The sequence below is a fragment of the Ponticoccus sp. (in: a-proteobacteria) genome (assembly GCF_048381735.1).
In genome coordinates this window covers 118,095-143,654 of the sequence record NZ_JBLXGL010000010.1, presented here as the reverse complement: position 1 = coordinate 143,654, position 25,560 = coordinate 118,095, and the positions used below count along the sequence as shown (strand labels likewise).

At 62.9% G+C, this 25,560-nt stretch carries 18 protein-coding genes; 13 read left to right on the top strand and 5 right to left on the bottom strand.

The genetic code is table 11. The annotated features are described in order from the left end of the window. Nucleotides 1-30 precede the first annotated feature (30 nt). Together ACN5KJ_RS16290 and ACN5KJ_RS16285 are read left to right on the top strand one after the other, a co-directional pair. Nucleotides 31-1,857, top strand: a complete 1,827-nt coding sequence (locus tag ACN5KJ_RS16290) for an ABC transporter ATP-binding protein (protein WP_418595036.1) — start codon at nucleotides 31-33, stop codon at nucleotides 1,855-1,857. A gap of 2 nt (nucleotides 1,858-1,859) precedes the next feature. Continuing rightward, nucleotides 1,860-3,743 (top strand): ABC transporter ATP-binding protein, encoded by a 1,884-nt coding sequence (locus ACN5KJ_RS16285; protein WP_418595035.1) that lies wholly within the window; start codon nucleotides 1,860-1,862, stop codon nucleotides 3,741-3,743. 78 nt (nucleotides 3,744-3,821) lie between these two features. Here ACN5KJ_RS16285 and ACN5KJ_RS16280 read toward each other — a convergent pair whose 3' ends face one another. Continuing rightward, a complete protein-coding gene (locus tag ACN5KJ_RS16280; RefSeq protein WP_418595034.1) occupies nucleotides 3,822-4,751 on the bottom strand; it encodes an ABC transporter permease in 930 nt (309 codons plus the stop codon). A gap of 11 nt (nucleotides 4,752-4,762) precedes the next feature. Continuing rightward, nucleotides 4,763-5,737 carry an ABC transporter permease subunit gene (locus ACN5KJ_RS16275; RefSeq protein ID WP_206563614.1) on the bottom strand — a complete coding sequence of 325 codons (975 nt, stop codon included), beginning with the start codon at nucleotides 5,735-5,737 and terminating at the stop codon, nucleotides 4,763-4,765. Nucleotides 5,738-6,113: 376 nt separating this feature from the next. On the opposite strand from ACN5KJ_RS16275, the gene ACN5KJ_RS16270 reads away from it, so the two are divergent. From ACN5KJ_RS16270 to ACN5KJ_RS16255, 4 genes are all read left to right on the top strand, one after another. Further along, nucleotides 6,114-7,157 carry an ABC transporter ATP-binding protein gene (locus tag ACN5KJ_RS16270; RefSeq protein ID WP_418595067.1) on the top strand — a complete coding sequence of 348 codons (1,044 nt, stop codon included), beginning with the start codon at nucleotides 6,114-6,116 and terminating at the stop codon, nucleotides 7,155-7,157. Then, complete coding sequence (locus ACN5KJ_RS16265) at nucleotides 7,154-8,122, top strand: ABC transporter ATP-binding protein (protein ID WP_418595033.1); 969 nt, start codon at nucleotides 7,154-7,156, stop codon at nucleotides 8,120-8,122. Before ACN5KJ_RS16270 ends, ACN5KJ_RS16265 begins: the two co-directional genes overlap by 4 nt. A gap of 307 nt (nucleotides 8,123-8,429) precedes the next feature. Further along, on the top strand, nucleotides 8,430-9,125 hold the full coding sequence (locus ACN5KJ_RS16260; protein WP_418595032.1) for a GntR family transcriptional regulator: 696 nt from the start codon (nucleotides 8,430-8,432) through the stop codon (nucleotides 9,123-9,125). 109 nt (nucleotides 9,126-9,234) lie between these two features. Then, a complete protein-coding gene (locus ACN5KJ_RS16255) occupies nucleotides 9,235-10,785 on the top strand; it encodes an ABC transporter substrate-binding protein (RefSeq protein WP_418595031.1) in 1,551 nt (516 codons plus the stop codon). Between the two features lie 231 nt (nucleotides 10,786-11,016). Here ACN5KJ_RS16255 and ACN5KJ_RS16250 read toward each other — a convergent pair whose 3' ends face one another. From ACN5KJ_RS16250 to ACN5KJ_RS16240, 3 genes are all read right to left on the bottom strand, one after another. Then, entirely contained in the window at nucleotides 11,017-13,077 is a 2,061-nt protein-coding gene (locus ACN5KJ_RS16250; protein ID WP_418595030.1) for an acetate--CoA ligase family protein, read from the bottom strand. Between the two features lie 5 nt (nucleotides 13,078-13,082). Then, nucleotides 13,083-14,246, bottom strand: a complete 1,164-nt coding sequence (locus tag ACN5KJ_RS16245; protein ID WP_418595029.1) for an acyl-CoA dehydrogenase family protein — start codon at nucleotides 14,244-14,246, stop codon at nucleotides 13,083-13,085. 181 nt (nucleotides 14,247-14,427) lie between these two features. Beyond that, on the bottom strand, nucleotides 14,428-15,867 hold the full coding sequence (locus ACN5KJ_RS16240; RefSeq protein ID WP_418595028.1) for a sulfatase-like hydrolase/transferase: 1,440 nt from the start codon (nucleotides 15,865-15,867) through the stop codon (nucleotides 14,428-14,430). Nucleotides 15,868-16,082: 215 nt separating this feature from the next. On the opposite strand from ACN5KJ_RS16240, the gene ACN5KJ_RS16235 reads away from it, so the two are divergent. The 7 genes from ACN5KJ_RS16235 (at nucleotide 16,083) to ACN5KJ_RS16205 (ending at nucleotide 25,521) form a co-directional block, all read left to right on the top strand. Continuing rightward, on the top strand, nucleotides 16,083-17,582 hold the full coding sequence (locus ACN5KJ_RS16235; RefSeq protein WP_418595027.1) for an ABC transporter substrate-binding protein: 1,500 nt from the start codon (nucleotides 16,083-16,085) through the stop codon (nucleotides 17,580-17,582). 139 nt (nucleotides 17,583-17,721) lie between these two features. Beyond that, nucleotides 17,722-18,489: an SDR family oxidoreductase gene (locus ACN5KJ_RS16230; RefSeq protein WP_418595026.1), complete on the top strand. Its 768-nt coding sequence runs from the start codon at nucleotides 17,722-17,724 to the stop codon at nucleotides 18,487-18,489. Between the two features lie 211 nt (nucleotides 18,490-18,700). Beyond that, nucleotides 18,701-19,654 (top strand): ABC transporter permease, encoded by a 954-nt coding sequence (locus ACN5KJ_RS16225; protein WP_418595066.1) that lies wholly within the window; start codon nucleotides 18,701-18,703, stop codon nucleotides 19,652-19,654. Nucleotides 19,655-19,678: 24 nt separating this feature from the next. Beyond that, nucleotides 19,679-20,590, top strand: coding sequence for an ABC transporter permease (locus ACN5KJ_RS16220; protein ID WP_418595025.1), 912 nt, complete (start codon nucleotides 19,679-19,681; stop codon nucleotides 20,588-20,590). Nucleotides 20,591-20,594: 4 nt separating this feature from the next. Continuing rightward, entirely contained in the window at nucleotides 20,595-22,238 is a 1,644-nt protein-coding gene (locus tag ACN5KJ_RS16215) for an ABC transporter ATP-binding protein (RefSeq protein ID WP_418595024.1), read from the top strand. Between the two features lie 29 nt (nucleotides 22,239-22,267). Beyond that, nucleotides 22,268-23,482 carry an NAD(P)/FAD-dependent oxidoreductase gene (locus ACN5KJ_RS16210; RefSeq protein WP_418595023.1) on the top strand — a complete coding sequence of 405 codons (1,215 nt, stop codon included), beginning with the start codon at nucleotides 22,268-22,270 and terminating at the stop codon, nucleotides 23,480-23,482. A 542-nt stretch (nucleotides 23,483-24,024) separates the two neighbouring features. Then, nucleotides 24,025-25,521 (top strand): aldehyde dehydrogenase, encoded by a 1,497-nt coding sequence (locus ACN5KJ_RS16205; RefSeq protein WP_418595022.1) that lies wholly within the window; start codon nucleotides 24,025-24,027, stop codon nucleotides 25,519-25,521. The last annotated feature ends 39 nt before the right edge of the window (nucleotides 25,522-25,560 follow it).

Sequence of the window (25,560 nt, the reverse complement as noted above, 5' to 3'; positions counted from 1 at the left end):
GTGTCGGCACACATCATGGGAGACAGCGAGATGCCATCACCTGCCGAGGTCATGCAGCCTGCCGACACAGCATCCTGGTCGGACGGAATGCGCAACATTGCACGGGTCACGCGCCTGGCCTTGCGCCATCGCGGCGCGGTCGCGACGGCGGCGCTGGCGACCGCCCTCGCCGCGGCCATGCAGCTGGCGATCCCGGTCCTGCTGGGGCGGGCCGTCGACCAGACCCAGGGCCTGACCGGCGCGGGGAATGACGGCGCGGTCCGGGCCCTTGCGATCACTGCGGGTCTTGTGCTCGGGGCCTCGGTGCTGCGCGGGTTCTTTACCACCCTTCAGAATTACTTCAGCGAATATGTCGGGCACCAGACGGCCTATGCCCTGCGGCTGGCCTATTACGACCGCATCCAGAACCTCAGCTTCGAGTTCCACAATCGCATGCATTCGGGGGATCTGATCACCCTTGGGATGCTCGATCTGGAAGCGGTGCGGATGTTCTTCTCGACCGGGCTGATACGGCTGATCCTGCTGACGCTGCTTATCGGTCTTGGCGGCTACATGCTGTTATCCACGTCGCTGACACTGGGGCTTCTCGCGCTCAGCTTCGTGCCCTTCGTCGCCTGGCGGTCCTCGGTGACCCAGTTGCGCCTGCGGGGCACCTGGCTGGAGCTTCAGGACAGGCTGTCCGATCTCAGCCGGGTGATGGAGGAAAACCTCTCCTCGACGCGGGTCGTCCAGGCCTTCGGCGCCCAGCCCTACGAAATGGAAAAATACCATGCCGTATCCGCGCGTGCCCTGACCCTTGCACATGACCGGGTGGGCATCAGGGTCCGCAACACGTCGGCGATGACCTTTTCCTTCCTGATCGCGATGGGGCTGGTCCTCTGGGTCGGGGGCGGAATGGTCCGGTCCGGCGAGATCACGGTCGGCACGCTGACCTCCTTCCTGACCTTCATGACGATCCTCCAGATGCCGGTGCGCCAGCTGGGAATGTTGGTGAACTCATTCGCGCGCACGGCAACCTGCGGCGAACGGCTGTTTGCGCTTCTGGATCTCGAGCCGGCGATCTCCAGCCGCACCGGCGCCCCCGATCTGAAGGTCGAACAGGGACGCCTGGTGGTCGAGGACCTCACCTACAGCTACCCGGACGCGGAAAGAACCTCGCTGGATGGCATCTCTTTCGAGGCGCGACGCGGCGAGACCATCGGTCTGATCGGGCCGCCGGGCAGCGGCAAGAGCACGCTCGCGCATCTGATCGCGCGCTACCACGATCCGGATCGGGGGCGAATCCTGATCGACGGACAGGACATCCGCGACGTATCGCTTGGCTCGCTGCGCCGCGCGGTCGTGGTGACGCAGCAGGATTCCTTTCTCTTCACCACCTCCCTTGAGAACAACATTGCCTACGGCGACCCCTGGGCCACGCGCGAGGCGGTGCGGCGGGCCAGCGACCGTGCGGAACTCGACCAGTTCGTCGCCGGTCTGCCGGACGGCTATGAAACCGCGGTCGGTGAACGGGGCGTGTCGCTTTCCGGCGGGCAACGCCAACGCATGAACATCGCACGGAGCCTGCTGCTGGATCCCGAGATCCTGGTGTTCGACGATTCCACCGCCGCAATCGACGCGGGCACCGAAGCCCGCATTCGCAAGGCCGTGACCGCCACGGCGGGCGACAGGATCACCATCATCATTGCCCATCGCCTCAGCTCACTGATGCACGCGGACCGCATTCTCGTGATGGAGAACGGGCGCATCGTCGAAACAGGCACCCATGCCGCGCTGCTGGCGCTTGGCGGACGCTACGCGGCACTTCATGAATTGCAATTCGGTGCCGGGACGGCGCCAGGGACCGAGGCAGAGTGACCATGGCCGAAGAACTGGAAGTAGAACGCAATGACATCCGTGACGACGGTCGCCGCCCGCCCCGTGCCGTTGTCGGCTCCTTCCGCATCGAACGCGATCTGTTCGGCCGCGTCTTCGACCGCAGCACGGTTGCGCGGATCTGGGATTTCGTCCGACCCTACAGGCGTCAGGTCTGGGTGTCGGTCGCAGCCGTCCTCGCCTTCACCGGCACCCAGCTCGCCATTCCGCTGATTGCCCTTTATGCCATCGACACCGGGATGAGCGGCCAGCCCGGCACCGAAAACGCCCTGACCCATGCCATGATCGCCTTCCTCGTGGTGACGGCGATCAATTTCACCGCGAGCTACCTGCAGGAAAACACCGTCGGCCGCGTCGCGGAAAACGTCCTGTTCGACCTGCGCACGGCGATGTTCGGTCATCTCCAGCGCGTCTCGCTGTCATTCCTCGACAAGACCGAGGTCGGTCGGCTGATGTCCCGGTTGCAGGGCGACGTGAACGCGATGCAGGAGTTCCTGGAAACCTCCGTTCTGTCTGTGGGCGACCTCGCGCTTCTGGTGGGGATCGTGACGGCCATGCTCATGCTCGACTGGCAGCTTGGCCTGCTCACACTCAGCGTGCTGCCGGTGCTGTTCATCGTCCGCGTCGTCTGGCTGCCACGGGCGCGCGAGGCCTTTGTGGTCGCGCACGAGGCGAACTCGGCGACAAATGGCGCCCTTGCCGAGGCCATCCACGGCGTCAGGACGGTCCAGGCCAGCAACCGGCAGGCCGTCAACCTCACGCTTTATGACGACAAGGCCAGAAGCACGCTGAACGCCCATGCCCGCGCCTCGCGGATTGCACAGGTCATGGTTCCGATCGTCGACAGCCTGACCGGATTTGCCATGGCCGTTGTCATCGTGCTGGGCGGGACGCTGGTGCTGGAACGCCATATCGAAGTCGGTGTGCTCGTGGCCTTCCTGTTCTATGTTCAGCGGTTCTTCGACCCGATCCGCTCTCTGACCTTACAGTACTCTGTCATGCAACGCGCCATGGCCTCGGGCCAACGCCTGATCGAGGTGCTCGACGTCCCGCTGGCGATCACCGATACCGACGATGCGCGGGAACTGCCCGCGCCGCTGCGGGGTGACATCGAATTCCGGGAGGTGCATTTCGGCTACAACCCGGATCACCCGGTGCTCAAGGGGGTGAGCTTTCGTGTCCGGCCGGGCGAAACCGTCGCGCTGGTCGGCCCCACCGGGTCCGGCAAATCCAGCGCCATGGCACTGTTGAAACGGTTCTACGACGTTCAGGGCGGCGCGGTGGTGATCGACGGCATGGATGTGCGTGACATAACGCAGGAATCGCTCGGACGGGCGGTCGCCATGGTGCTGCAAGAGCCGGTGCTCTTCAGCGGTTCGGTCTACGAGAACATCCGCTACAACAAAAGCGATGCCACCCGCCAGGACATCGAGGCCGCCGCCCGCGCCGTGGGGGCGCATGGCTTCATCACGGCGATGACGGAAGGCTACGACACGATGCTTGGCGAACGCGGCGGCTCTCTCTCGCTGGGCCAGAGGCAGCTGATCAGCTTTGCCCGCGCGCTTGTCGCCGATGCACCCATTCTGGTGCTGGACGAGGCAACCGCCTCGATCGACAGCCAGACCGAGCGCCAGATCCAGTCGGCGCTTGCCACGCTGCTTGCAGGGCGGACCGGACTGGTCATCGCGCACCGGCTGGCCACCATCCGCAACGCCGACCGCATTGTCGTGCTGCGCGAGGGTCAGGTCCACGAGCAGGGCAACCACGATCAGCTGGTGGCGCGGGGCGGTCTTTACGCCCGGCTCTACCGGATGAACTCCGGCTCCTTCGATGATCTGGACGATCCCCACACGACCTCCGCATCCTAGACAGCGCCGGGCGCCATGCAAAAAGGCCGCGCGAACAGTTCGCGCGGCCTTCGCCTTTTCATTCCCTTTCAGCCCGCGTCAGCTGTTTTCCTTGAGCCTCGGGTCGAGGAAATCGCGCAACCAGTCGCCGATGATATTGAAGGCAAGCACCGTGAAGACAATTGCCATCCCCGGGAAGACGGCCAGCCACCACTTGTTGGACAGCAGGTGATCCCGGCTTTCGGACAGCATCGACCCCCAGGTCGGCACGTCCGGCGGCACCCCCAGCCCAAGGAAGGACAGGGCCGCTTCCGACAGGATCACGCTGGCGACGTTGAAGGAGGCGATGACCGTCAGCGGCGCGATGATGTTCGGCAGGATGGTACGGAACAGGATCGAGAGCGTGCCGTCACCCATTGCGCGCGCGGCCTCGACAAACTCCTTTTCCTTGAGGCTGAGCGTCTGGGCGCGCACGATCCGGGCATAGGTGATCCACTGCCCGATACCCAGCACGAGGATGATGTTTCCCAGTCCCGGCCCGAGCACGACCAGGAACATGATCGCAAGCAGGATGAAGGGAAAGGCCAGCTGGATATCCCCCAGACGCATGATGACGTCGTCGACCCAGCCCCCGAAGTAGCCCGAGACCAGGCCAAGCATCGTGCCCAGCGTCCCGCCGACCACGATGGCCGCGACCCCCACCAGCAGTGACACCCGCGCCCCGTAAAGCAGCCGCGACAACACGTCCCGGCCCAGATGGTCGGATCCCAGCCAGTATGTGCCGCCGCGCCCGGCCTCGGCGCCCGGCTCCATCAGGCGCATGATGATGTTCTGCCGGTTCGGATCAAAGGGGGCCAGCCATGATCCGAAGATCGCCACGAATGTCACCACGAAAAGGATCAGCATTCCCACCAACGCCCATCGGCTGTCCACGAGGCTGGCGAAGGCACGGCGCAGTTCCCGCTGCCGGTGTGACACCCGGCGTGCCGGTGCCATCTTCATCCGTACCGTTGGTTCGACATTTGCCATGTTCGCCCCCTTCAGAGCTTCACGCGCGGATCAAGGCGCGAGTAGATAAGATCGACGATCAGGTTCAGCAGGATGAAGATCACCGCAAGCAGGATCACAGACGCCTGGACCACGGGAATGTCCCGCTGGTTGATCGCGTTGAAAACGAGGCGCCCGATGCCGGGATAGGAGAATACCGTCTCGACCACGACCACGCCGCCCAGCAGGAAACCGAACTCCAACCCGATCATCGTGACCACCGGCAGCCAGGCATTGCGCAGAGCGTGATGCACGATCACCCGCCGCTCGGGGATGCCCTTGGAGCGGGCGGTGCGCACGTAGTCCTGCTGCAACACTTCGAGCATAGACGAGCGCACCAGCCGCGCGTTGCGCGCCAAAGTGTAGGAGCCCACGGCAACTGCCGGCATGACCATGTAGTAAAGGCTGCTCGGCAGGTTTCCGAAGGCGGTGGAAAAGTCGCCCTCCAACAGGGGCTTCAGGAATGGCACATGCCCCGAGATCGGGAACCAGCTGAGATACAGCCCCAGATACATGATCATCATGATCCCCATCCAGAAGTTGGGAATCGATTGCCCCAGCATGGCAAATGTCATGATGCCGCCATCAACCGGCTTGCCGCGCTTCAACGCCGAGTAGATGCCAAGCGGGATCGACAGGGCAATGGCCAGAACCAGCGAGAAGACGGTAAGCTCGATGGTCGCCGGCATGGCGGTCAGGACCACGTCCATCGCCGGCTGGCGATAGCTGAGCGATGTGCCGAAATCGCCATGAAGCACATCCCACAGGAAGCTGAGGTATTGCACATACAGCGGTTTATCGAACCCCAGCGCCTCGCGCGCCCTTTGGATTTCCTCGGCACTGGCGGCCTCGGACACAAAGAGGTAGGTCGGATCGCCTCCGATTTGAAGCGAAACGAAGCTGATCAGTGTCACACCGATGATCACAATCACGCTCTGCCAGAGCCGTCGTATCAGGAAAGTCGACATCCGTTCCGCCCCTCAGATGTTGTCACAAGCCAGGCCGACATTGTCGCGCCACGCTTGCGTTTTCCGTTCACCGTACAGGCGCTCATTTCTCTCTCCCACAGTCACCCCCCCGTTGTTCATTGCCGCCTATCCCCGCGCTCCGGGTTCCGTGCTTCTTGACAAGAGAACTTATCCTGCACCAAGGTAGCCACCATATTGTCGACAGTAGACCAATGAAATCACGCAGGACCGACCGGCGTCAAGAAGCCAAATCAAAATTGGCACGCTGAACAGAGGCGGCGGACCCTAGAGATGCGGAACAGGGGAGAGAAATGACAGCATTGCAGAGCCTGACAATGGCGCAAGCGGCTGGCGCGTTGCGGGAAACAGCGCGATGATGCCGGAACCCGCGGACATCAGCCAAGACGCCACCACCGCGCAGACACCGCTTTTGCGCGTGCGCGATCTCCAGACGACCTTCAGGCTGGGAAAGGCGCTGTCGGTTCAGGCCATTGACGGCGTCAGTTTTGATCTCAATCCCGGCGAAACCGTCGCGATCGTCGGCGAGTCCGGGTCCGGAAAGTCGGTGACGAGCCTGTCGATCATGGGGCTTCTGCCCAAGGGCGTGGGCCAGATCACCGCAGGCAGCATAGAGCTTGCCGGGCGCGACATCACCCAACTGCCAGAGCGCGGGATGCGGAAGATCCGAGGCAAGGAGATCGGCATGATCTTCCAGGAACCGATGACAAGCCTCAATCCCGTCCACACCGTCGGGGCGCAGATCGCGGAAACGGTGATGGCGCATGAAAACCTGTCGAGGGCCAAGGCACGGGCGCGCGCCATCGACATGCTCGACCTCGTCGGCATCCCTGAACCCAAGCGCCGGGTGGACAACTTCCCGCACGAGATGTCAGGCGGCATGCGGCAGCGCGCGATGATCGCCATGGCCCTGGCCTGCGAACCGCGTGTCCTGATCGCGGACGAGCCGACGACCGCGCTTGATGTGACCATTCAGGCGCAGATGCTGGACCTGATGATGGACCTCCAGGACCGGATGGGGATGGGGATCATCTTCATCACCCACGATCTTGGCGTGGTGGCCGAAGTCGCGGATCGCGTGGTCGTGATGTACTGCGGTCAGGTCATCGAGACCGGCGATGTGCACACCATCTTCGGGCGCCCCCGGATGCCCTATACCGCCGGGCTCATGAACTCGATCCCAAAGCTCGGCTCCTCGCTGAAAAATCAGAAACTGGAGGCGATCCCGGGAACCATCCCGCCGCTGACCAACACTCCGGCGGGCTGCCGTTTCCATCCGCGTTGCGGCTTTGCGACGGATCTCTGCCGGGAAACCGCCCCCCTTTTGGAATCGGAAGCCGGCCACCTGGTGCGCTGCCTGCGCTGGCGCGAACTGGAACTTGAAGGAACGACCGACGCATGACCGAACCGCTGGTACAGGTCCAGGACCTCAGGAAATTCTTCGACATTCGCGGCGGCGTGCTTCAGCGCGTCGTGGCTCAGGTAAAGGCGGTCGACGGCGTCAGCTTCGACATCGGGCGCGGCAAGGTTGTCGGCCTCGTCGGCGAAAGCGGGTCGGGCAAGACAACCGTCGGGCGCACCTTGTTGCGTCTTGAACAGGCCACCTCCGGTGTCGTCCGGATGGACGGCGTCGACATCATGGCGCTGCCGCCCTCCGAACTGCGCGCCTATCGCAAACGGATGCAGATCATCTTTCAGGACCCCTACGCAAGCCTCAACCCACGCGAGAAGGTCCGCGAGATCCTCACCCATCCTCTGAAACTGCACAGGATCGGCAGCGCCTCAGAGCGTGACGACCGCGCCGAGATGCTGATGGACAAGGTCGGCCTGACCGCAGACCACCTCGACCGGTTCCCGCACGAGTTTTCCGGTGGGCAGCGCCAGCGAATCGGCATCGCCCGGTCGCTGGCCGTCGAACCGGATTTCATCGTGGCAGACGAACCCGTTTCAGCGCTGGACGTGTCCATTCAGGCCCAGGTGATCAACCTGCTGCAAGACCTGACACAGGAGTTCCAACTCACCATGCTCTTTATCGCGCATGACCTCGCGGTGGTGGAGCATTTCTGCGACGAGGTGATTGTCATGTATCTTGGCAAGGTGGTCGAAAAGGCCCCGGCTGCCGATCTCTATGCCCGCCCGAACCACCCCTATACCGAGGCGCTGATGTCCGCGGTGCCCCGCCCGATACCGGGCCGCCGTCGCGAACGGACATTGCTCAAGGGGGATATCCCCTCTCCGATCAACCCGCCCTCGGGTTGCGTGTTCCGCACGCGCTGCCCCATGGCAACCAGCGAATGCGCCGACGTGGTCCCCCCCCTGAAGGAGATCGCCCCCGGCCATCTGAGTGCCTGCATCCACAGGGGCTGACCCGCGCCTCCCCGCGCCACCGGTCGGACGCGCTTGACACCCGCCGTCAAAGAACACTTGACACCAACAAGGGATACTGGCCATTGTCCACCTACGCATTGTCGACAACGTACAGAATGCAGAGCGATAGGCGACAAGGTGTCGCCATGGAGCCACACCGTATTCAATCCGCGAGTCGACGATCTTCCGGTGGCCGGAACTTTCGACACGGCCCTTGCTATAAGGGGATCAAGCACCGTAGGCGGCCTTCTGGCCGCGTACCGGTCGCTTGCAACGCCAATGCCACGTCTGGCTGGAGGGCCACGAAATGACAGAGACGACTCCCCTGAACGACGCCTCGACCGTGGGTGACATCGCCCCCATCGAAAACTCACCGTTGCGTGTGCTTGTCGCAAAACGCCTGCGGGACGCGATCGTGAATGGCCGCCTGAAGCCCGGCACCCCGCTTGTGGAAACGGCTCTGGCGCAGCAGATGAACGTATCGCGCGCGCCGATCCGCGAAGCCATTCAGATACTGGAAAACGACGGGCTGGTCGAAACCATCGCCTACAAGGGCAAGCGGGTGAAACCGCTGACGCCCCGCGAGGTTGAGGAAATCTACAGCCTGCGCGAAACCTTCGAGGTGATGGCCGCAAGGCGGATCATCGAGAAGAAAGCCCCTGTCACCAGCCTGCGGGATGCCTGCACATCCATGCAGAGAGCCGCCGATGCGGGCGACCGCGAGGCGCTGATCGCCGCGGACGAGGCATTTCACAGGTCGCTGATCAAGTCGTCGGACCACGATCTACTGCTTGCCACCTGGGGCAACCTCTACCTGCGCATCCACCAGATCATGTCCCTGCGACGCAGCGACAAGCGCGATCTGACCGAAATCGCCGCCAACCACCCCCCTATCGTCGACGCGCTGGAAGCCGGCGACGAAGAGCGCGCGGTCGAGTTGATCTCGATCCACACCCGAAATCTGGAAGACTTCAACCCGGAGCTGATTGCCGGCACCGGCTAGCATCCGGCCTGATGCGCAAAGGCAGACAGGCCGGTCAAACTCCCGACTAGAACAGAAATCAAAAGCCAAAGTCGGGCATCACATGACCAACAGGTGAAAGGATGACCACATGTCTGTCTTGAAACGTTTGCTTGCGACGGGAAGCGCAGGCCTTCTGGCGACCAGCGCCGCAATGGCGCAGACCAATGACGAAACCCTCGTCGTCGGCCTGAGCGCCGACATCACCACCATGGACCCCGCACAAATCTCCTCTCGGGACAATTCCAACGTCGCGCGCCACGTGTTCGGCACGCTGATGAGCATCAGCGCCGAGGGCGAAGAGATCCCGGACCTTGCGGAGTCGCGGGAAGTCACCGAGGACGGTCTTGGCTATATCTACACCCTGCGCGACGGGATGACCTGCCATGACGGCGAGGCCTTGACCGCCGAAGACGCGGCTTATTCCTTCAACCGCGCCGGGGACCCCGAAAACGGCTTTACCGGCAACACGCCGGGCTTCGTCTTCTCGTCGATCAAGTTCGACAGCGCCGAGGCGCTGGACGATCTGCGCGTCCAGATCAACCTCAAGGAAAAGAACCCCATTGCCTTCGGCCTGATCGCCGAGGTCATGATCCACTGCAAGGACAGCTACGAGGCGATGAGCCACGATCAGGCCGCCACGAGCCCGATCGGGTCGGGGGCCTACAGCCTCGCCGAATGGTCGCCCGGCGCCTATATCGAGCTCGAGCGCGTCGACCCCGACATGGCCTTTGAAACCCTTCGCTGGCGGATCATCCCCGAGGCCTCGACCCGTGCCGCGGAACTGATGGCCGGGAATGTCGACATCATCACCAACCTCGCCCCCGACCAGATGGACGCGATCAATGCCCGCGAAGGCGCCGAGGTTGTCGCAATCCAGGGCACCCGGCGCATGTATGTCGGCTTCAACCTGTCCGACGAGATGGCGAAACAGCCCGGCGGCGATGCAATCCAGGACCCGATGGTCCGGCGCGCGCTGCAATACGCGGTGGACGTTCCGACGATTTGCCGCCAACTGCTCAACTTCGAATGCGAGCGGATGACCGGCCTCGTGAACCCGCCCAACGACAACAAGAGCCTCTCGCCCTATCCCTATGATCCCGACAAGGCAGAGGCCATGCTGGACGAGGCCGGCTGGCCCCGCGGCGAGGATGGCACGCGCTTCAAGATCCGCTTTCAGGCCGGACCGGGCCGCTACCTGAACGACGCCAGCGTTGTCCAGGTTATCGCTCAGTACCTTGGCGATGTGGGGCTGGACATCGAGCTTGACCTGATGGAATGGTCCTCGGTCTACATCCCGCTTATCCGCGAACGCAATGCCGGTCCGCTCTACTTCATTGGTTCGGGTGGCGCCCTGTGGAGCCCGCTCTACGATATGGCCGACCTGTCGTCGGTGGACGCCGGCACCAACTACACCCAGTGGGACGACCCCCGTTGGTTCGACCGCTGGACCGATGTCAACGCCGCCGAAACCGAGGATGAGCAGCGCACCGTGATCGACGAGATGCTTCAGGTGTTCTACGACGATGGTCCCTGGCTGCACCTCTACTTCCAGCCGGATTTCTACGGCGTGAGCGACCGCCTCGACTGGAGCCCGCGCCCGGACGAGAAAGTCTATCTTTTCAATGCCAAGCTGAACTGACCCGCCGACAGCAACGCCGGGGCGGATTGCCCCGGGGTTGCCTCTTTCCGGCCCCCTCCGGCAATGCCCTTCACGACGGGCCACTCCGCTCGGCGGGCCTGCTGTCCTGCACATAGGTCGTCAGGTTCTGACCCGCCGACGCGTTTCCGGAGACCTGTGCAAAGGCCGCCATGCTGACAGTCGCGTCCGGGGCAGGTCACCGTGAACGCTGCCCCGGGCCGGCTGGTCCCGTCAGACCATTCGCAAGAGCGCGTCGACGGCGATGGTCCGATCCTCGAAGACCATCAGCGGATTCACGTCGAGCTCGATCAGGCTGTCGGCATGCGCCTCGGCAAACTGCGCAACCGCCATGATCGCGTCGATCAGCGCCTCGCGGTCGGCAGCCGCCTGACCGCGGTAACCATCGAGTAGTTTCGAGACCTTCAAAGCGGATATCGCCTCGGCCACGTCGCGACGGCTGACCGGAAACAGAAGCGATTGCGCATCCTGCAAGAGTTCAACCAGAATGCCCCCCGCCCCGATCACGAGCACCAGCCCGAACTGGGGGTCCCGGGTGATCCCGACGATGAGCTCGGCCAGAGGCTTCGGCTGCATGCACTCCACAAGGAAGCGATCGGACAGCCCCGCCATGGCGTCGGCTGCCGAGGTCAGCGCTTCCGCATCTTCCAGGCCGAGGGCAACACCGCCAAGGTCGGACTTGTGGGTCATGTGACTGCCCGCCGCCTTCAGCACCACCGGATAGCCAATGTCCTCGGCGGCCGAAACCACATCGCCGCGCCCGACCAGGCGCCCCTCTGGCACGGGCAATCCGAAAGTGGCCAGCAATCGCTTGCTGGCAGCTTCATCGACGACCTTCGCGGCGTCACCGGCCAGCACCGGCACCGATTGCATCGGTTCGGCGCCACGCCCTGCGGCGGCCTGGCGCTGCAAACGGCCGATGGTGGCCGCCGCATCAAGCGCCGCGAGCGCCTCGTCGAACCCGAACATCGGGATCAGGCCCAGATCGACTGCCAGGCGGCTAACCTCCGGTGGCATGTTCTCGGGCAGTGACGAAGCCAGCAGCGAGACACCGGGCGCGGCTTTGTGTGCCTCGGCAAAAGCCATAATGGCCGCGGTCCAGTTTTCGGTCGCGCAGCGGTCCGAGCGCGGGAAGTCAAGCAGCATCAGGCGGGCGTCATAGCCTGAACGCAGGACTTCCGTGAAGGTCCTCGCCTGTGCCTCGCGCTTGCCCCAGTCAAACGTGTGATAGTCGAAGGGGTTCGAGACATGCACGAGCTCATGCGTGGTGGCCGAGATGCGCGCGTGATCCTCCGGCGAGAACTCGGCGAAGTCCAGGTCACGGGATTCGGCCAGATCTGCGATCATCGACGCCTCGCCCCCGGACACGCTCATCGAGACGATGCGATTTCCCGCCAGCGGCCCCGACTTCGACAGCAGCTTCAGAGTTTCAACGAAGACCGGAAGCGTGTCGACCCGCGCGATGCCATATCTTGCGAAAAGCGCATCGTAGAGCGAGTCGTCACCGGCAAGCGTCGAGGTGTGGCTTACCGCGATCTTCGCGCCCGCTTCCGACCGTCCGGTCTTCAGCGCCACGATGGGCACACCTTTGGCAAGCGCGCGACTGGCCGCGGCAGCAAAGCGCGGCACATCCGGCAAGCCTTCGATTAGCAGACCGATGGCGCTCACCCGTTCATCATTCAGCATGGAATCGATAAACTCGGCGACCCCGGACTGCGCCTGATTGCCAAGCGAAACCAGATACGAAAGCGGCATGTGCCGCTTCTGCATCGTCATGTTCAATCCGATTGCGCCGCTTTGACTGAGAACCGCCACGCCGCTCTCGGACGGATCGGCCCCATGCTCGTCGGGCCAGAGCGCGACGCCATCCATGAAGTTCACGAAACCCAGGCAATTCGGGCCCTGGATCGGCATGTCACCGGCAGCCGCGACAAGCGCGTCCTGGCGCGCCTTGCCCTCGGCGCCCACCTCTGCATAGCCCGAGGCGAAACACACCGCACCGCCGACGCCCATGGCATTCAGCTTGCGCACGATGTCGATCGTTGCCGTGTGATTCACGCCAATGAACACGGCGTCGGGCACCCCGGGCAGATCGTCGAGACTGTCGAAGCATGGCACACCGGCCATCTCCGCACTGGAGGTGCTGATGGGCCAGATCTCTCCGGAATAGCCCATCAACTTGCATTGGCGGACAACCTGCCCGCACCACCGGCCACCAATGACGGCGATCTGCCGCGGCCGTAGAAACCGATCGAGACGGGAGGTGTCAGCCATCTTCGTCACCGTGCTTCAAGCGGGCGCAGCAAGGCGCGGGAAATGATGTGTCGCTGAATTTCGCTGGTGCCGTCGTAGATACGCTCGACACGCGAATCCCGCCACATGCGCTCGAGCGGCAGATCGGTCATCAGACCCATGCCGCCGAAGATCTGCAGGGCTTCGTCAGTGACAAAGCCGACCATCTCGCTGGCATAGACCTTGGCCATGGCGAAGTCTTCGTCGCGCGCGATGCCCTGATCCTGTTTCCAGGCCGTGCGAAGCGTCAGCAGTTCGGCGGTTTCGATGCGGGTCTGCATGTCAGCCAGCTTGAAGCCGATACCCTGGAACTTGCCGATCGTCTGGCCGAACTGCTTGCGCGTCGCGGCATAGTCGAGGGCCAGCTCCATCGCGCGCTGCGCACGGCCAACGCTGGTTGTCGCGAGCCGCAGGCGCTCTGGGCCCAGCCAGTCACCGGCAACATCAAAACCCTTGTCCAACTCGCCCAGGATCTGCGACTTGTGCACGCGGCACTCGTCGAATTCGAGAATGCAGTTGTGATAGCCCCGGTGCGACACCGAATCGTAACCCTTGAGGATTTCGAAACCCGGCGTGCCGCGGTCGATCAGGAAGCAGGTAATGCGCTTCTTCTTCCCGCGCGCGGTGTCGTCTTCACCGGTTGCGGCGAACACGACAGCAAAATCGGCAATATCGGCATGGCTGATGAAGTGCTTCCGCCCGTTCAGAATGAAATCGTCGCCATCGGCTTTCGCCGTCGTTTTCATCGAACGGACATCCGAACCCGCTTCGGGCTCGGTCAGGCCAAAGCAGTCGATTTTCTCACCGGATATGGTCGGCAGAAGATAGGTCTCGCGCTGCTCGCCCACGCACGCCTGCAGGATGTTGCTGGGGCGGTGGACGACGGATTGCAGACCCAGGTTGGCCCGCCCCAGTTCACGCTCCAGCAAGGCCAGCGTGACCGCATCGAGCCCGGCGCCGCCGACTTCGGCGGGCATGTTCGGAGCGTAGAACCCCATCTCGAGAGCACGCTTCTTGATCTGTGCGCGCACCTCGGGCGAAATCTGATCGGTTCGCTCGACTTGTTCCTCGTGCGGGTAGAGCTCCTCCTCGACGAACGTGCGCGCGCTTTTGACAAGCATTTCCTGTTCTTGGGTCAGGGCGAAATCCACGGCTCACTCCTAAAGTTTGTCTGTCCCATCCACCGAAATCCGGCTGGATGGCCTGTTCCTCAACTCACGGCGGCCACCTGCGGAGGGCCCGTGACAGCCTGAATTATACCGTTCAGTATAAAAAGAACTACTTCAAGATTTTTTAGTCTCCTGCGGGCAATTTTTAATCGAAACAGGCGCCCTAGCCCTTTGCCATGGGGGTCACAGCCGGAAGTTCTGCGGCGTTCAAGATGGCTTCGCGTCCGCCCAGAGCTTCAATGAGCGCATGTTGGTCCTCGAATGCCTGCGCACTCGCCAGGTCAGGGTCCACGTGTCGGCGCATCTCCTCGGCGCAAGCCGCAACGATGTGCTGATGCTGCCCGCCGGGCACGAGGTCATGAATCTCGGTTGGGTCGGCTGCAAGATCGAAGAGCTGCGGCGCAAGACCCGCGTGATGCACGTATTTCCAGGATTTCCAGCGCAGCATTGTCGTCCCGGTGATCGAGCCGTAATCGTGATACCCCGAGATGACGCTGCGGTCGTCCGGCGCAACCAAGCCCGCCGCATCCTGCAGCGCCCGACCGGTTCGCGTCTCGTCCAGCGCAAGGCCCGCCGCACGCAGCGCCGTTGCATGGATATCCAGATGCGAACAGGTCGCTTCGGAGACAATCCCGGACGGAAACCCCGGACCGGCGGCAATCAGCGGCACGCGCACCGATCCTTCGTACATGTAGGATTTTGTCCAAAGCCCGAGATCACCCAGCATCTCGCCGTGGTCCGAGGTAAACAGAACGATGGTGTCGTCCAGCCTCCCGGCGGCTTCGAGACTGTCCAGCACCCGACCGACACATTCATCAAGAAAGCTGGTGAGGGCCATGTAGTAGGTCCGAAGCTCGCGCACATGCGCCTCGTCCCGAAAGAACCGGGCGTAATGCAGATTCCCCTCCAGACCGGCAGTCGCCGGGTGGGCCTGCACGCTCGGGTGCTTGTCGGGCGGCGCAACATAGGTATCCGGCAGGGGCACCCGGTCGGGCGGATAGGCGTCTCGAAAACGTTCCGGCACGATCAGCGGGTGATGTGGCGTGACGAAGGACACAAACATCGACCAGGGGCCTTCATCGCCATGCGCGGCCAGCCATTCCCCGGCGCGTCGCGCCACGGCCTCGTCATGCCTTGTGTAGTCGGAATCGCCCCAGCCGACGCTGTCGACGAAATCCTCGATTCCGTCCATCTTCTTGGCGTCGGGGCGCAGCATCACGAACGGATAGCCTTTGCCGTCGATCACGTGGGTCGGCATGATCTCTTCAACGAAACCGTTGTCATCATCTTGCGAGCGATAGTGCAGCTTGCCGACCGACACGGTCCGATAACCGGCATCGCGCAGGGCATGGTGCCAGCTGTCGGGAATCCCGGTGTAGGGCTGGGCGCTGCTCCAACACCGGGTCCGGTGCACGTCGAAACCCGTCGCTATCGATGCACGGGAAGACACGCAGATGGGCGAGGCGCAATAGCAGGTGCTGAACCGCGTTCCGCGCGCAGCGAGACGGTCAAGGTTCGGTGTGTCCACATGCGCGCTTGCGGCGCCCAATGCGTCCCAGCGTTGCTGGTCGGAACAGATGACGATGAAGTTCGGCTGGCTCATGACAGGATCCTCCTGCGATCTATACTTAAGACCTTATAAAAAAACTTTACAGTACAAAATAGTTTCATAAGGTGCCAAAACGGTCGGGCAGACAAGAGTGTCGGCCGAACCAGACGGAGGAGCCCCAGATGCCGTTCTCAAAGAAAATCACCCGCGAACCCGCGCCGGCGAACCCGAACCGCCGCTCGGTCCTGAAAGGGGGCGCGGCCCTTGGAATGGCCACGGCCGCCGGGCTGTGGATGCCCGCCGCCGCTGCCGCTGCCGCCGAACCCAGGCGCGGCGGGCATGCGATCTTTGCAATCGGCAAGGCGAGCACCAGCGACAACCTCGATCCGCGGATCGTTCATGCCGATTTCATGACGATCACGCGCGTCACCCTGCATGACACGCTGTTCGAGATCACCTCGACGGGCGACATCATCCCCAGCATCGCCGAAAGCGCCGAAGCGAATGACGACGCCACTGTGTGGCGGGTTGCAATCAAGCCCGGCGTGACGTTCCACAACGGACAGGCCGTGACGGTCGAGGACGTGGTGAACTCGATCAACCTGCACATCGCCGAAGGCTCGGTTTCGCACCTCAAAACGGTGATGAGCCATCTCGACCGCATTGAGGCCGACGGCAACACCGTGATCTTCCACCTGACCGAAGGCGATGCCGATTGGACGGCGAACCTTGCGGAATACGCGCTGTCGATCCTGCCCACCAAGGACGGTGCGTCGGATTGGCAATCGGGCATCGGCTGCGGCCCCTACCGCCTTGTCCAGCTGGAACCCGGCGTGCGCGTGCGGGTCGAGAAGTTCGAGAACGACCACCGCTCTGACCGCGGCTGGTTCGACAGCGTCGAGATGGTGGCCGTGAACGATGCCTCGGCGCGCGTGAACTCGATCATGTCGGGAGAGGCGCATGCCATTTCCGAGGTGTCGCCGATCGTTGCGAACCGTCTGGCCCGCGCACCGGGTGTCAACGTCCTGTCGCGCACCAGCCCCGGCTACTGCGCTTTCGACGCACAGATGACCATGTCGCCGATGGACGACCGGAACGTGCGCCTGGCGCTGAAGTACGCGATCGATCGCGAGGAGTTCGTCGAGAAGATCCTTGCGGGGCATGGCACGGTGGCGAACGACCAGCCGATCGGCCCGACGTACCGCTACCACGCGGATATCGAACAGCACTCCTACGATCCGGACCGCGCCCGGTTCCACCTGAAAGAAGCCGGGCTTGACGGTCTGAATATCAAGCTGTCGACCAGTGAGGCCGCTTTCGCAGGCGCCGTCGACGCCGCGCAGCTCTACAGCGAATCGTCCCGTGCCGCCGGAATCAACATGTCTGTCGGCCGCGAACCGGCTGACGGGTTCTGGACCAATGTATGGGGCAAGGTGCCGTTCTGCGCGAGCTTCTGGACCGGTCGCCCGACCGAAGCGCTGATCATCTCCCTGGCCTACGGCAGCGATGCCAGCTGGAACCTGTCGGGCTTCGCAAGCGCCACGCTGGACAGGCTCGTTGCGCAGGCCCGGGCAGAGCAGGACGAAGCGAAGCGGGCCGAGCTGTTTGCCGAGGCGCAACGCCTTCTCAACAAGGACGGCCCCTCCGTCATGCCCGCCTTCTACAACGTGGTCGATGCGGTGTCCGACCAGATCGGCGTCACCGAAACCGATGTCTCGACCGCGCCGCTCGACAGCCGCTATGCGGTGAGCCGCTGGTGGTTCAAGTAAATCAGGCGGATCGGGGTCTTCCGCATAGACCCCGGTCGCCAAAGCCAGATCTTTTGCACAATCCCATCAAAAAGATTGACTGTGGAGTATTATTTTTGATCTAATGGGTTTGCGGAAGCAGAATCAAAAGGTGGGCTCAATGCCATTTCTCTCCGAGAACAGGGTCGTCATCACCGCCGGAGCATCTGGCATCGGTCGGGCAATGGCCGAAGGGCTGGCGCGCGAAGGCGCGAAGGTCTGGGTGACAGACGTGGACGAGGCCGCGTTGGAAAGCTGCCCCGCCGCGTGGCGCAAAAGCCGCGTCGATGCCTCCGACGCGCCCGCGATGGAGGCGTTGTTCGCCGAGATTCTGGATGTATGGGGCGGGCTTGATACGCTTTGCGCCAACGCCGGGATTTCCGGTCCCACCGCTGCCATTCAGGACGTGTCCCTCGACGACTGGCAGAAATGCCTGGCCGTGAACCTCGACGGGGCATTCCTGGCAGCGAAACATGCGGCGCCGATGATGATCCGTCAGAACAGCGGCAGCATCATCGTCACCTCGTCGACCGCCGGAATCGGCGCCCTTCCCCGCCGCGCACCCTATGTGACGGCCAAGTGGGGCATGATCGGGCTGGCGAAAACCCTGTCTATGGAGCTCGGCCCGCATGGCATCCGCGCCAACGCGATCTGCCCGGGCTCGGTGGACGGTCCGCGTATGGACGGGGTCATCCAACGTGAAGCCGCCGCGACCGGGCAAAGCGAACAGGCTGTCCGTGACAGCTACACCGGCTGTTCGGCAATGCGCAGCTTCGTCGCCCCGGAGGACATCGCGAACATCGCCGTTTTCCTCGCCTCCGACAGATCCCGCTTCGTTTCCGGGCAGGTCATCTCTGTCGACGGGTTCACGATCAAACTTGACGCATGACGAACGATTTCAACAACACCGCCCATCGCGCGACCTTCTGACCGGGAAGCAAGAAACGCCACTCTGCTGAGCACCACCCTCCGGTCGACCGGTGGATCAGTCATCCATTTCGGGTCCGGCCTCTGCACCGGCGCGTCGCCGGCCGATCACCCGACGTCCATACCCCATAGGCGTGCCACACGGCTGGGGGCAAAAGAATGCGAGCACGAAAATGCCAACGATATACACGATGATTGGACAACGCCTCCTGTTTGGAGTTGTCGCACTGTTTGTGATCTCGGTCTGTGTGTTTGGCGCAACCGAGCTGCTTCCGGGCGACCTCGCGCAAAGCATGTTGGGGCAATATGCAACCGAAGAGGCCCTGACCGCCCTGCGCGCCGAACTGGGCCTGGATCAGCCGGCAATCCTGCGCTATTGGCGCTGGCTTACGGGCGCACTTCAGGGCGATTTCGGCGTCTCCATGGCAAACGGCCGACCGATCACCGACCTGATCGCCCTGCGTCTGCCCAACACCCTTTTCCTGGCGCTCTACGCCGCCTTCATCGCGGTTCCGCTGGCTCTGCTTCTGGGGGTCACTTCGGCGCTCTATCGCAATTCGGTGTTCGATCGGGCGGCGAACTCGGCCGCCCTGACCGCGATCTCGTTTCCCGAATTCTTCATTGCCTACGCGCTGATCTACCTGCTCGCGCAGACCGGTTACTTCCCATCGATGGCACGTGTCGAACCCTCGATGGAACTCGGCGAAAAGCTTTACCGCACCTTCCTGCCCGCCATCGCGCTCACCCTTGTCATCACCGCGCACATGATGCGGATGACGCGCGCGGCGATCATCAACCTTCTGGCCTCTCCCTATATCGAGATGGCGCGCCTCAAAGGCCTGTCGCCGACCCGCATCATCGTAAAGCACGCCCTGCCCAATGCGCTGGCGCCGATCATCACGGTTGTCGCGCTGAACCTCGCCTACCTGATCACCGGCGTCGTGGTTGTCGAGGCGGTCTTCGTCTACCCGGGCCTCGGCCAGCTGATGGTCGACAGCGTCTCCAAGCGTGACTTCCCCGTCGTTCAGGCCATCGCGTTGCTGTTTGCCGCCGCATACATCCTGCTGAACCTCTGTGCGGATGTGCTGTCCACCCTCTCCAATCCGCGCCTGCGGCATCGCCTTTGAAGGAGCGGTTTCGTGCAACTTCTAATGAACCTTCTCATAGTAACGGCCATCATCTCCGTCGCCTTCGCGCTCTCATGGGGCGGTCGGGAAATCGTTGCCCGCGTCACCCGAGGCGAGTTCTCACGGATCGTGAAAGACATCCCGCTGACCGCCGCATTCGGGATCATGGTGATCATGGTCTATTTCGTGGTGGCGCTGGCCGCCCCGCTGCTCGCGCCCTATGGCGAGACATCCGTCGTCGGCCCCCAGTTCCTGCCCTGGAACGCCGAGCACCTGCTGGGCACCGACAGTCTGGGCCGCGACACCCTCAGCCGCCTTGTCTACGGCGCGCGCAACACTGTCGGGCTGGCACTTGCAACCACGCTTCTGGCGTTCCTGATCGGAACGATCCTGGGGCTGATCTCGGCCACAGCCGGATATACGCTCGACAGGCTGCTGTCGCTGGTCGTCGATATCGTGATGGCGATCCCGGCGCTGATCCTCTCCCTGGTGCTCCTGAGCATCTTCGGGACCTCGGTCCCCATGCTGATCCTCATCATTGCCGTCGTGGATTCCACCCGGGTCTATCGCCTCACCCGCTCCGTCGCGATGAATGTCGTCGTCATGGATTATATCGAGGCCGCGAAGCTGCGCGGCGAGGGCATGGGCAGGCTGATCTTTCGCGAGATACTGCCCAACATCACCGCTCCGCTGGTGGCTGAATTTGGACTGCGCTTCTGCTTCGTGTTTCTCACGATCTCGGCGCTGTCATTCCTGGGCCTCGGCGTTCAGCCTCCGACCGCCGACTGGGGGTCGATGGTACGGGAATTCGCATCGCTCATCGCCTTCGGCGACGTGACGCCGCTGCTGCCTGCAGGTGCGATTGCTCTGCTCACAGTCGCCGTGAACTTCGTCGTGGATTGGATGCTGCACCGTTCCAGCGGCCTGAAGGATTAAAGTCATGACCGATACCGAAGCCGAAAACGACATCCTGCTCGAAATGAAGGACATCCGGATCGAGGGCCGTGCCAAAGGCATCTGGAACCCGATCATCAAAGGCATTGACCTGACGCTGCATCGCGGCGAGGTCCTTGGTCTGATCGGCGAAAGCGGGGCCGGAAAATCCACTCTCGGACTGGCCGCTATGGGCTACACTCGGGACGGGTGCCGGATTTCCGGCGGCTCTGTCACCTTTGTTGGACAAGAGCTGCGGGGCGCCAGCGAGCGCAGGCTGCGCCGCCTGCGCGGCAGCCGGATTGCCTATGTGGCGCAATCGGCGGCCGCCAGTTTCAACCCGGCGCATCGCCTGATCGATCAATATGTCGAAACCCCCGTGCAGCACGGCGTGCTCGATCGCAAGGTCGCCGAGGCCGATGCCATCGAGCTTTATCGCCAGATGCGCCTGCCGAACCCCGAAGACATTGGGTTTCGCTATCCGCATCAGGTGTCCGGCGGCCAACTGCAGCGTGCAATGACTGCTATGGCAATGGCCTGTCGACCCGATCTCATCATCTTCGACGAACCGACGACGGCCCTGGATGTAACAACCCAGATCGAGGTGCTGGCCGCAATCCGCGACATCGTAAAAACCTACAACACCGCCGCCATCTACGTGACCCACGACCTTGCCGTGGTCGCGCAGATGGCCGACCGGATCAAGGTTCTGAAGAACGGCGAAGAGGTCGAGGAAGCCGATACGCGGACCATGATGTCCGATCCGAAGGCCGAATACACCAAGTCGCTCTGGGCGGTGCGCAGCTTTGCCCGCGCAAAGACCCCCGAGCCGGATCCCAAGGCACAGCCCGTGCTGTCGGTGCAATCGGTGCGCGCCGGGTATGGCGCGGTCGACGTGCTGGAGGACGTGAGTTTCGACATTCACGAAGGCCAGACCGTCGCCATCGTGGGCGAAAGCGGCAGCGGCAAGTCGACCACCGCCCGCGTGATCACCGGCCTGCTGCCGGTGCGTTCGGGCCGGATCCTGTTCCGCGGCGAGGAACTGGCGCACAGCTACAAGAAACGCTCTCGCGGCGCGCTACGCCAGACCCAGATGATCTACCAGATGGCGGATACCGCGCTGAACCCGAAGCTCAGCCTGCGCGAACTGATAGGGCGACCCGCGCAGCTTTACCTGGGCCTGAGCGGCAAGGCGCTGGAAGAACGGGTCCGCAGCCTTCTCGACGTCATCGAGCTTGACCCGAACCAATACATAGACCGGCGCCCCTCGGAGCTTTCCGGAGGCCAGAAGCAACGTGTCGGCATTGCCCGCGCGCTCGCGGCCGAACCCAGCTTCATCATCTGCGACGAGGTCACCTCGGCGCTGGACCAGGTGGTCGCCGAAGGCGTACTGCGCCTGCTGGACCAACTCAAAACCGAATTCAACCTCGCCTACATGTTCATCACCCATGATCTCGCGACCGTGCGCGCGATCGCCGACGACGTGGTTGTCATGCAATCGGGCAAGGTCGTCGAACAGGGCCGGACCGAGGACATGTTCACTCCGCCGCACGACCCCTACACCGAGCTGCTTCTCTCATCGGTTCCCGAAATGGACCCGGAGTGGCTGACACGGCTTCTGGAGGCGCGACACTCCAAGGCATCAACCTGAATTGCATGGGCACGCAAGAAACCAAGTCAATGTTTGAGCAGATTGTCATTATCGGCGCCGGGCAGGCAGGCTATTCCGTTGCGGCGAAGCTTCGAGAACTGGGATTTAACAAAAGAATCATCATGATAGGAGAGGAGGACGCTCTCCCTTATCAACGCCCCCCGCTGTCCAAGGCGTATCTGACAGGGACGATGGAGCGTGAGCGCTTGTTTTTCCGTCCTGCTCAATTCTATGCAGACGAGAACATTGAAATGCGGCTTGGGCAGCGTGTCGAAACGATCGACCGCGCGGCCAGGACAATCCGCCTCGGCCCCGAAACGCTCTCATATGATGCGCTGGTCCTCGCGACCGGTGCGCGGCCCCGGCGTCTGCCGCAGCGGCTCTTGGGCGAAAAGGTTCACGTCCTGCGCGCCCTGAGCGATGTCGACCGGCTACGCCCCCAGATTCGTCCGGGCCGCAGGGCGCTGATCGTTGGCGGGGGCTACATCGGTCTCGAACTGGCTGCCGTTGCCGCAAAGGCCAAGGTGTATGTCACACTGGTCGAAGCGTCCGATCGTATTCTGCAGCGGGTCGCGGCCCGCGAAACCTCAGACTATTTCCGTGAGCTGCACAACGCCAACGGAGTCCGCATTCTCGAAGGCACGGACTTGCAGGCCCTCGCCGAAACACCTCGGGGGTTCACGGCCACCCTGTCCAACGACGAGAGCATTCCGGTCGATTTCGTCGTTGCGGGGATCGGTGTCGAGCCCAACGATATGTTGGCACGGAAGTCCGGGATCGCCTGTAACGGCGGCATTCTGGTCAACGCGCATGGGCAGACCGACGACCCCGCCATATGGGCGGTTGGTGATTGCGCCAATCTGCCCCTTGGCGACCGTCGCCTGAGGATCGAAAGCGTTCAGAACGCGATCGATCACGGCGCTGCGGTGGCGGCCAACCTCCTCGGCGCGGCCAAGCCCTATGTTCCCGAAACATGGTTCTGGTCCGATCAGTACGACACCAAACTACAGATCGCCGGGCTCAACATTGGACATGACCGCGTCGTGGTCCGTACCGCACCGGGCGGCAAGGGCCGTTCACATTGGTATTTCAAGGGCAATACACTGCTGTCCGTCGACGCAATCAATGAACCGCGCAGCTACATGATCGGGAAACGGCTGATCCAGGCTGGGCAATCGCCCCGCCCTGCAGACATCGAGAACCTGGAGATCGATCTCAAACGCGTGATGGAAACACTCACCTGAGGCGGGTGTTCCGCGACAGGGTCCCGAAGAAGTCGGACCTCGGCGCCGCTCCCGGACCAAGGCTCACCCGCTGCGGATCACTGGCGACAACAGGCATGCGCCGTATCGACCCGGCGCATTCTGCTCGGGTCGAGGCGCCAATCCGAATGCCTCGGCAGCAACCGGGCCGAAAAGACCGCAGACCGGGCGACGGGCTTTGCCTTCGGATCCAACGCCGCCCCGCTCCACGGCAATAGCTCGGCGAGGTGGGGGATCTTGTGGTTGCCGATGCGGGCCAAGATGCCACCTTGGCAAGCGGCTTCAATCGGGCGGTTGCACTGGAATGGAACGCCGCATCCGCGAAGACGGCATGGCGGCCCATGGCGCCCGCCCAACCTCATGGAATTAAACCATGAATCCTCAGGCGCCCTGCGTTCTGCAACACCGCCGTCATGCGCTCCGGAAAGTAGATACTTGATAGTTTTTTAATTGACCATCATGTATAAATCGGCATGTTGAGCCGATGACCGGCAGGTTGCGCAGCTCGAAACAGGGGGAGGCCTATGAAGCAGCAGAAAACGCACTGGCATGATCGCGTGGCGGCGCAGCGCATTCCGACCGTGGCCTTCGTGGCAGGCCGACGGGCAACGCTGCAATCCGAAGATATCTACGAGATCTTCAACCCGGCGACGGGTAAGCCATTGGGCGCGGTCCCAATTCTCGGAGAGCAGGACGTGAACTCCGCTGTATCGGCGGCGCGGGCTGCGTTCGACAGCGGTGTCTGGTCGCAAAGCGCGCCGGCCGAGCGCAAGGCCGTTCTTCTTCGGCTGGCGGCTTTGCTAGAGGACCATGCCGAAGAACTGGCCCTGCTTGAAAGCCTCAATACCGGCAAGCCGATCTCCGATGCCCTGGCGGTCGATATTCCTTCTGCCGTGTCCGCGATCGCCTGGTACGGCGAGGCTGTCGACAAGATCTACGATGATGTCGCGCCCACCGCGAATGATGTCATGGCCTTCATCACCCGCGAGCCGATTGGCGTGGTCGCGGCAGTCGTGCCGTGGAACTTCCCTTTGCTCATGGCGTGCTGGAAAGTCGCGCCGGCGCTTGCCGCCGGCAACTCGGTCCTGCTCAAACCTGCAGAGCTTACGCCGCTAACGGCCATTCGCCTGGCCGAACTGGCGCAGGAGGCAGGCATCCCCGACGGCGTGTTCAACGTGGTCACGGGAACCGGGCCGGTGACGGGCCGGGCGCTTGGGCTGCATATGGATGTGGACGCGATCACCTTCACCGGGTCGACGGCGATCGGGAAGCAGTTCATGGCCTATTCATCCCAATCCAATTTAAAGCGGGTGTCGCTGGAATGTGGCGGCAAGAGCCCGAACATCGTGATGGCCGACTGCCGCGATCTGGATGAGGCGGCCTTGGCGGCGGCCTTCGGCATCTTCTTCAATCAAGGTGAGGTCTGCTGTGCGGGGTCGCGCCTTCTGGTGCAGGATAGTATCAAAGACGCCTTCCTGGAGAAGCTGATCACGCAGGCGGCAGAATTCGTCGCAGGCGATCCGCTTGACCCGGACACCACGCTTGGCGCGCTGATCAGCCAGCCGCACATGGCCAAGGTGCAAAGCCTGATCGCCTCGGCACATGACGAGGGGGCAAACCTGCTGTGCGGCGGAGAACAGGTGCGCGCGGAAAGCGGCGGCTTCTTCCTGGAACCCACTGTGTTCGACGGCGTGTCGCAGGACATGACCATCGGGCGGGAGGAGATCTTCGGTCCGGTCCTCTCGGTGATGGATTTCGCCACGCCCGACGAGGCCGTGCAGATCGCGAACAACTCGATCTACGGGCTGGGTGCGGGCCTATGGACCTCGAACATCGACACCGCACTGACGATGTCGAAACGCATCAAGGCAGGCACCGTCTGGGTGAACAACTACGACGAAAGCGACATCACCGTGCCCTTCGGGGGCTACAAGCAATCCGGCATCGGGCGCGACAAGTCGCTACAGGCGCTGAGCTTTTTCCAGGAGACGAAGACGACTTGGATTCGTCTTCGGGGATAATCGGCATTGATCAGGGCAAGGCGGACCCGGTGTGCGCCA

What these genes read in the sequence shown, in the direction of transcription:
- ACN5KJ_RS16280 (WP_418595034.1), bottom strand. Translation starts at nt 4,751, where the DNA reads ATGGCAAATGTCGAACCAACGGTACGGATGAAGATGGCACCGGCACGC.
- ACN5KJ_RS16255 (WP_418595031.1), top strand. Translation starts at nt 9,235, where the DNA reads ATGTCTGTCTTGAAACGTTTGCTTGCGACGGGAAGCGCAGGCCTTCTG.
- ACN5KJ_RS16205 (WP_418595022.1), top strand. Translation starts at nt 24,025, where the DNA reads ATGAAGCAGCAGAAAACGCACTGGCATGATCGCGTGGCGGCGCAGCGC.
- ACN5KJ_RS16260 (WP_418595032.1), top strand. Translation starts at nt 8,430, where the DNA reads ATGACAGAGACGACTCCCCTGAACGACGCCTCGACCGTGGGTGACATC.
- ACN5KJ_RS16275 (WP_206563614.1), bottom strand. Translation starts at nt 5,737, where the DNA reads ATGTCGACTTTCCTGATACGACGGCTCTGGCAGAGCGTGATTGTGATC.
- ACN5KJ_RS16285 (WP_418595035.1), top strand. Translation starts at nt 1,860, where the DNA reads ATGGCCGAAGAACTGGAAGTAGAACGCAATGACATCCGTGACGACGGT.
- ACN5KJ_RS16250 (WP_418595030.1), bottom strand. Translation starts at nt 13,077, where the DNA reads ATGGCTGACACCTCCCGTCTCGATCGGTTTCTACGGCCGCGGCAGATC.
- ACN5KJ_RS16220 (WP_418595025.1), top strand. Translation starts at nt 19,679, where the DNA reads ATGAACCTTCTCATAGTAACGGCCATCATCTCCGTCGCCTTCGCGCTC.
- ACN5KJ_RS16215 (WP_418595024.1), top strand. Translation starts at nt 20,595, where the DNA reads ATGACCGATACCGAAGCCGAAAACGACATCCTGCTCGAAATGAAGGAC.
- ACN5KJ_RS16240 (WP_418595028.1), bottom strand. Translation starts at nt 15,867, where the DNA reads ATGAGCCAGCCGAACTTCATCGTCATCTGTTCCGACCAGCAACGCTGG.
- ACN5KJ_RS16230 (WP_418595026.1), top strand. Translation starts at nt 17,722, where the DNA reads ATGCCATTTCTCTCCGAGAACAGGGTCGTCATCACCGCCGGAGCATCT.
- ACN5KJ_RS16270 (WP_418595067.1), top strand. Translation starts at nt 6,114, where the DNA reads ATGCCGGAACCCGCGGACATCAGCCAAGACGCCACCACCGCGCAGACA.
- ACN5KJ_RS16265 (WP_418595033.1), top strand. Translation starts at nt 7,154, where the DNA reads ATGACCGAACCGCTGGTACAGGTCCAGGACCTCAGGAAATTCTTCGAC.
- ACN5KJ_RS16290 (WP_418595036.1), top strand. Translation starts at nt 31, where the DNA reads ATGCCATCACCTGCCGAGGTCATGCAGCCTGCCGACACAGCATCCTGG.
- ACN5KJ_RS16225 (WP_418595066.1), top strand. Translation starts at nt 18,701, where the DNA reads ATGCCAACGATATACACGATGATTGGACAACGCCTCCTGTTTGGAGTT.
- ACN5KJ_RS16235 (WP_418595027.1), top strand. Translation starts at nt 16,083, where the DNA reads ATGGCCACGGCCGCCGGGCTGTGGATGCCCGCCGCCGCTGCCGCTGCC.
- ACN5KJ_RS16210 (WP_418595023.1), top strand. Translation starts at nt 22,268, where the DNA reads ATGTTTGAGCAGATTGTCATTATCGGCGCCGGGCAGGCAGGCTATTCC.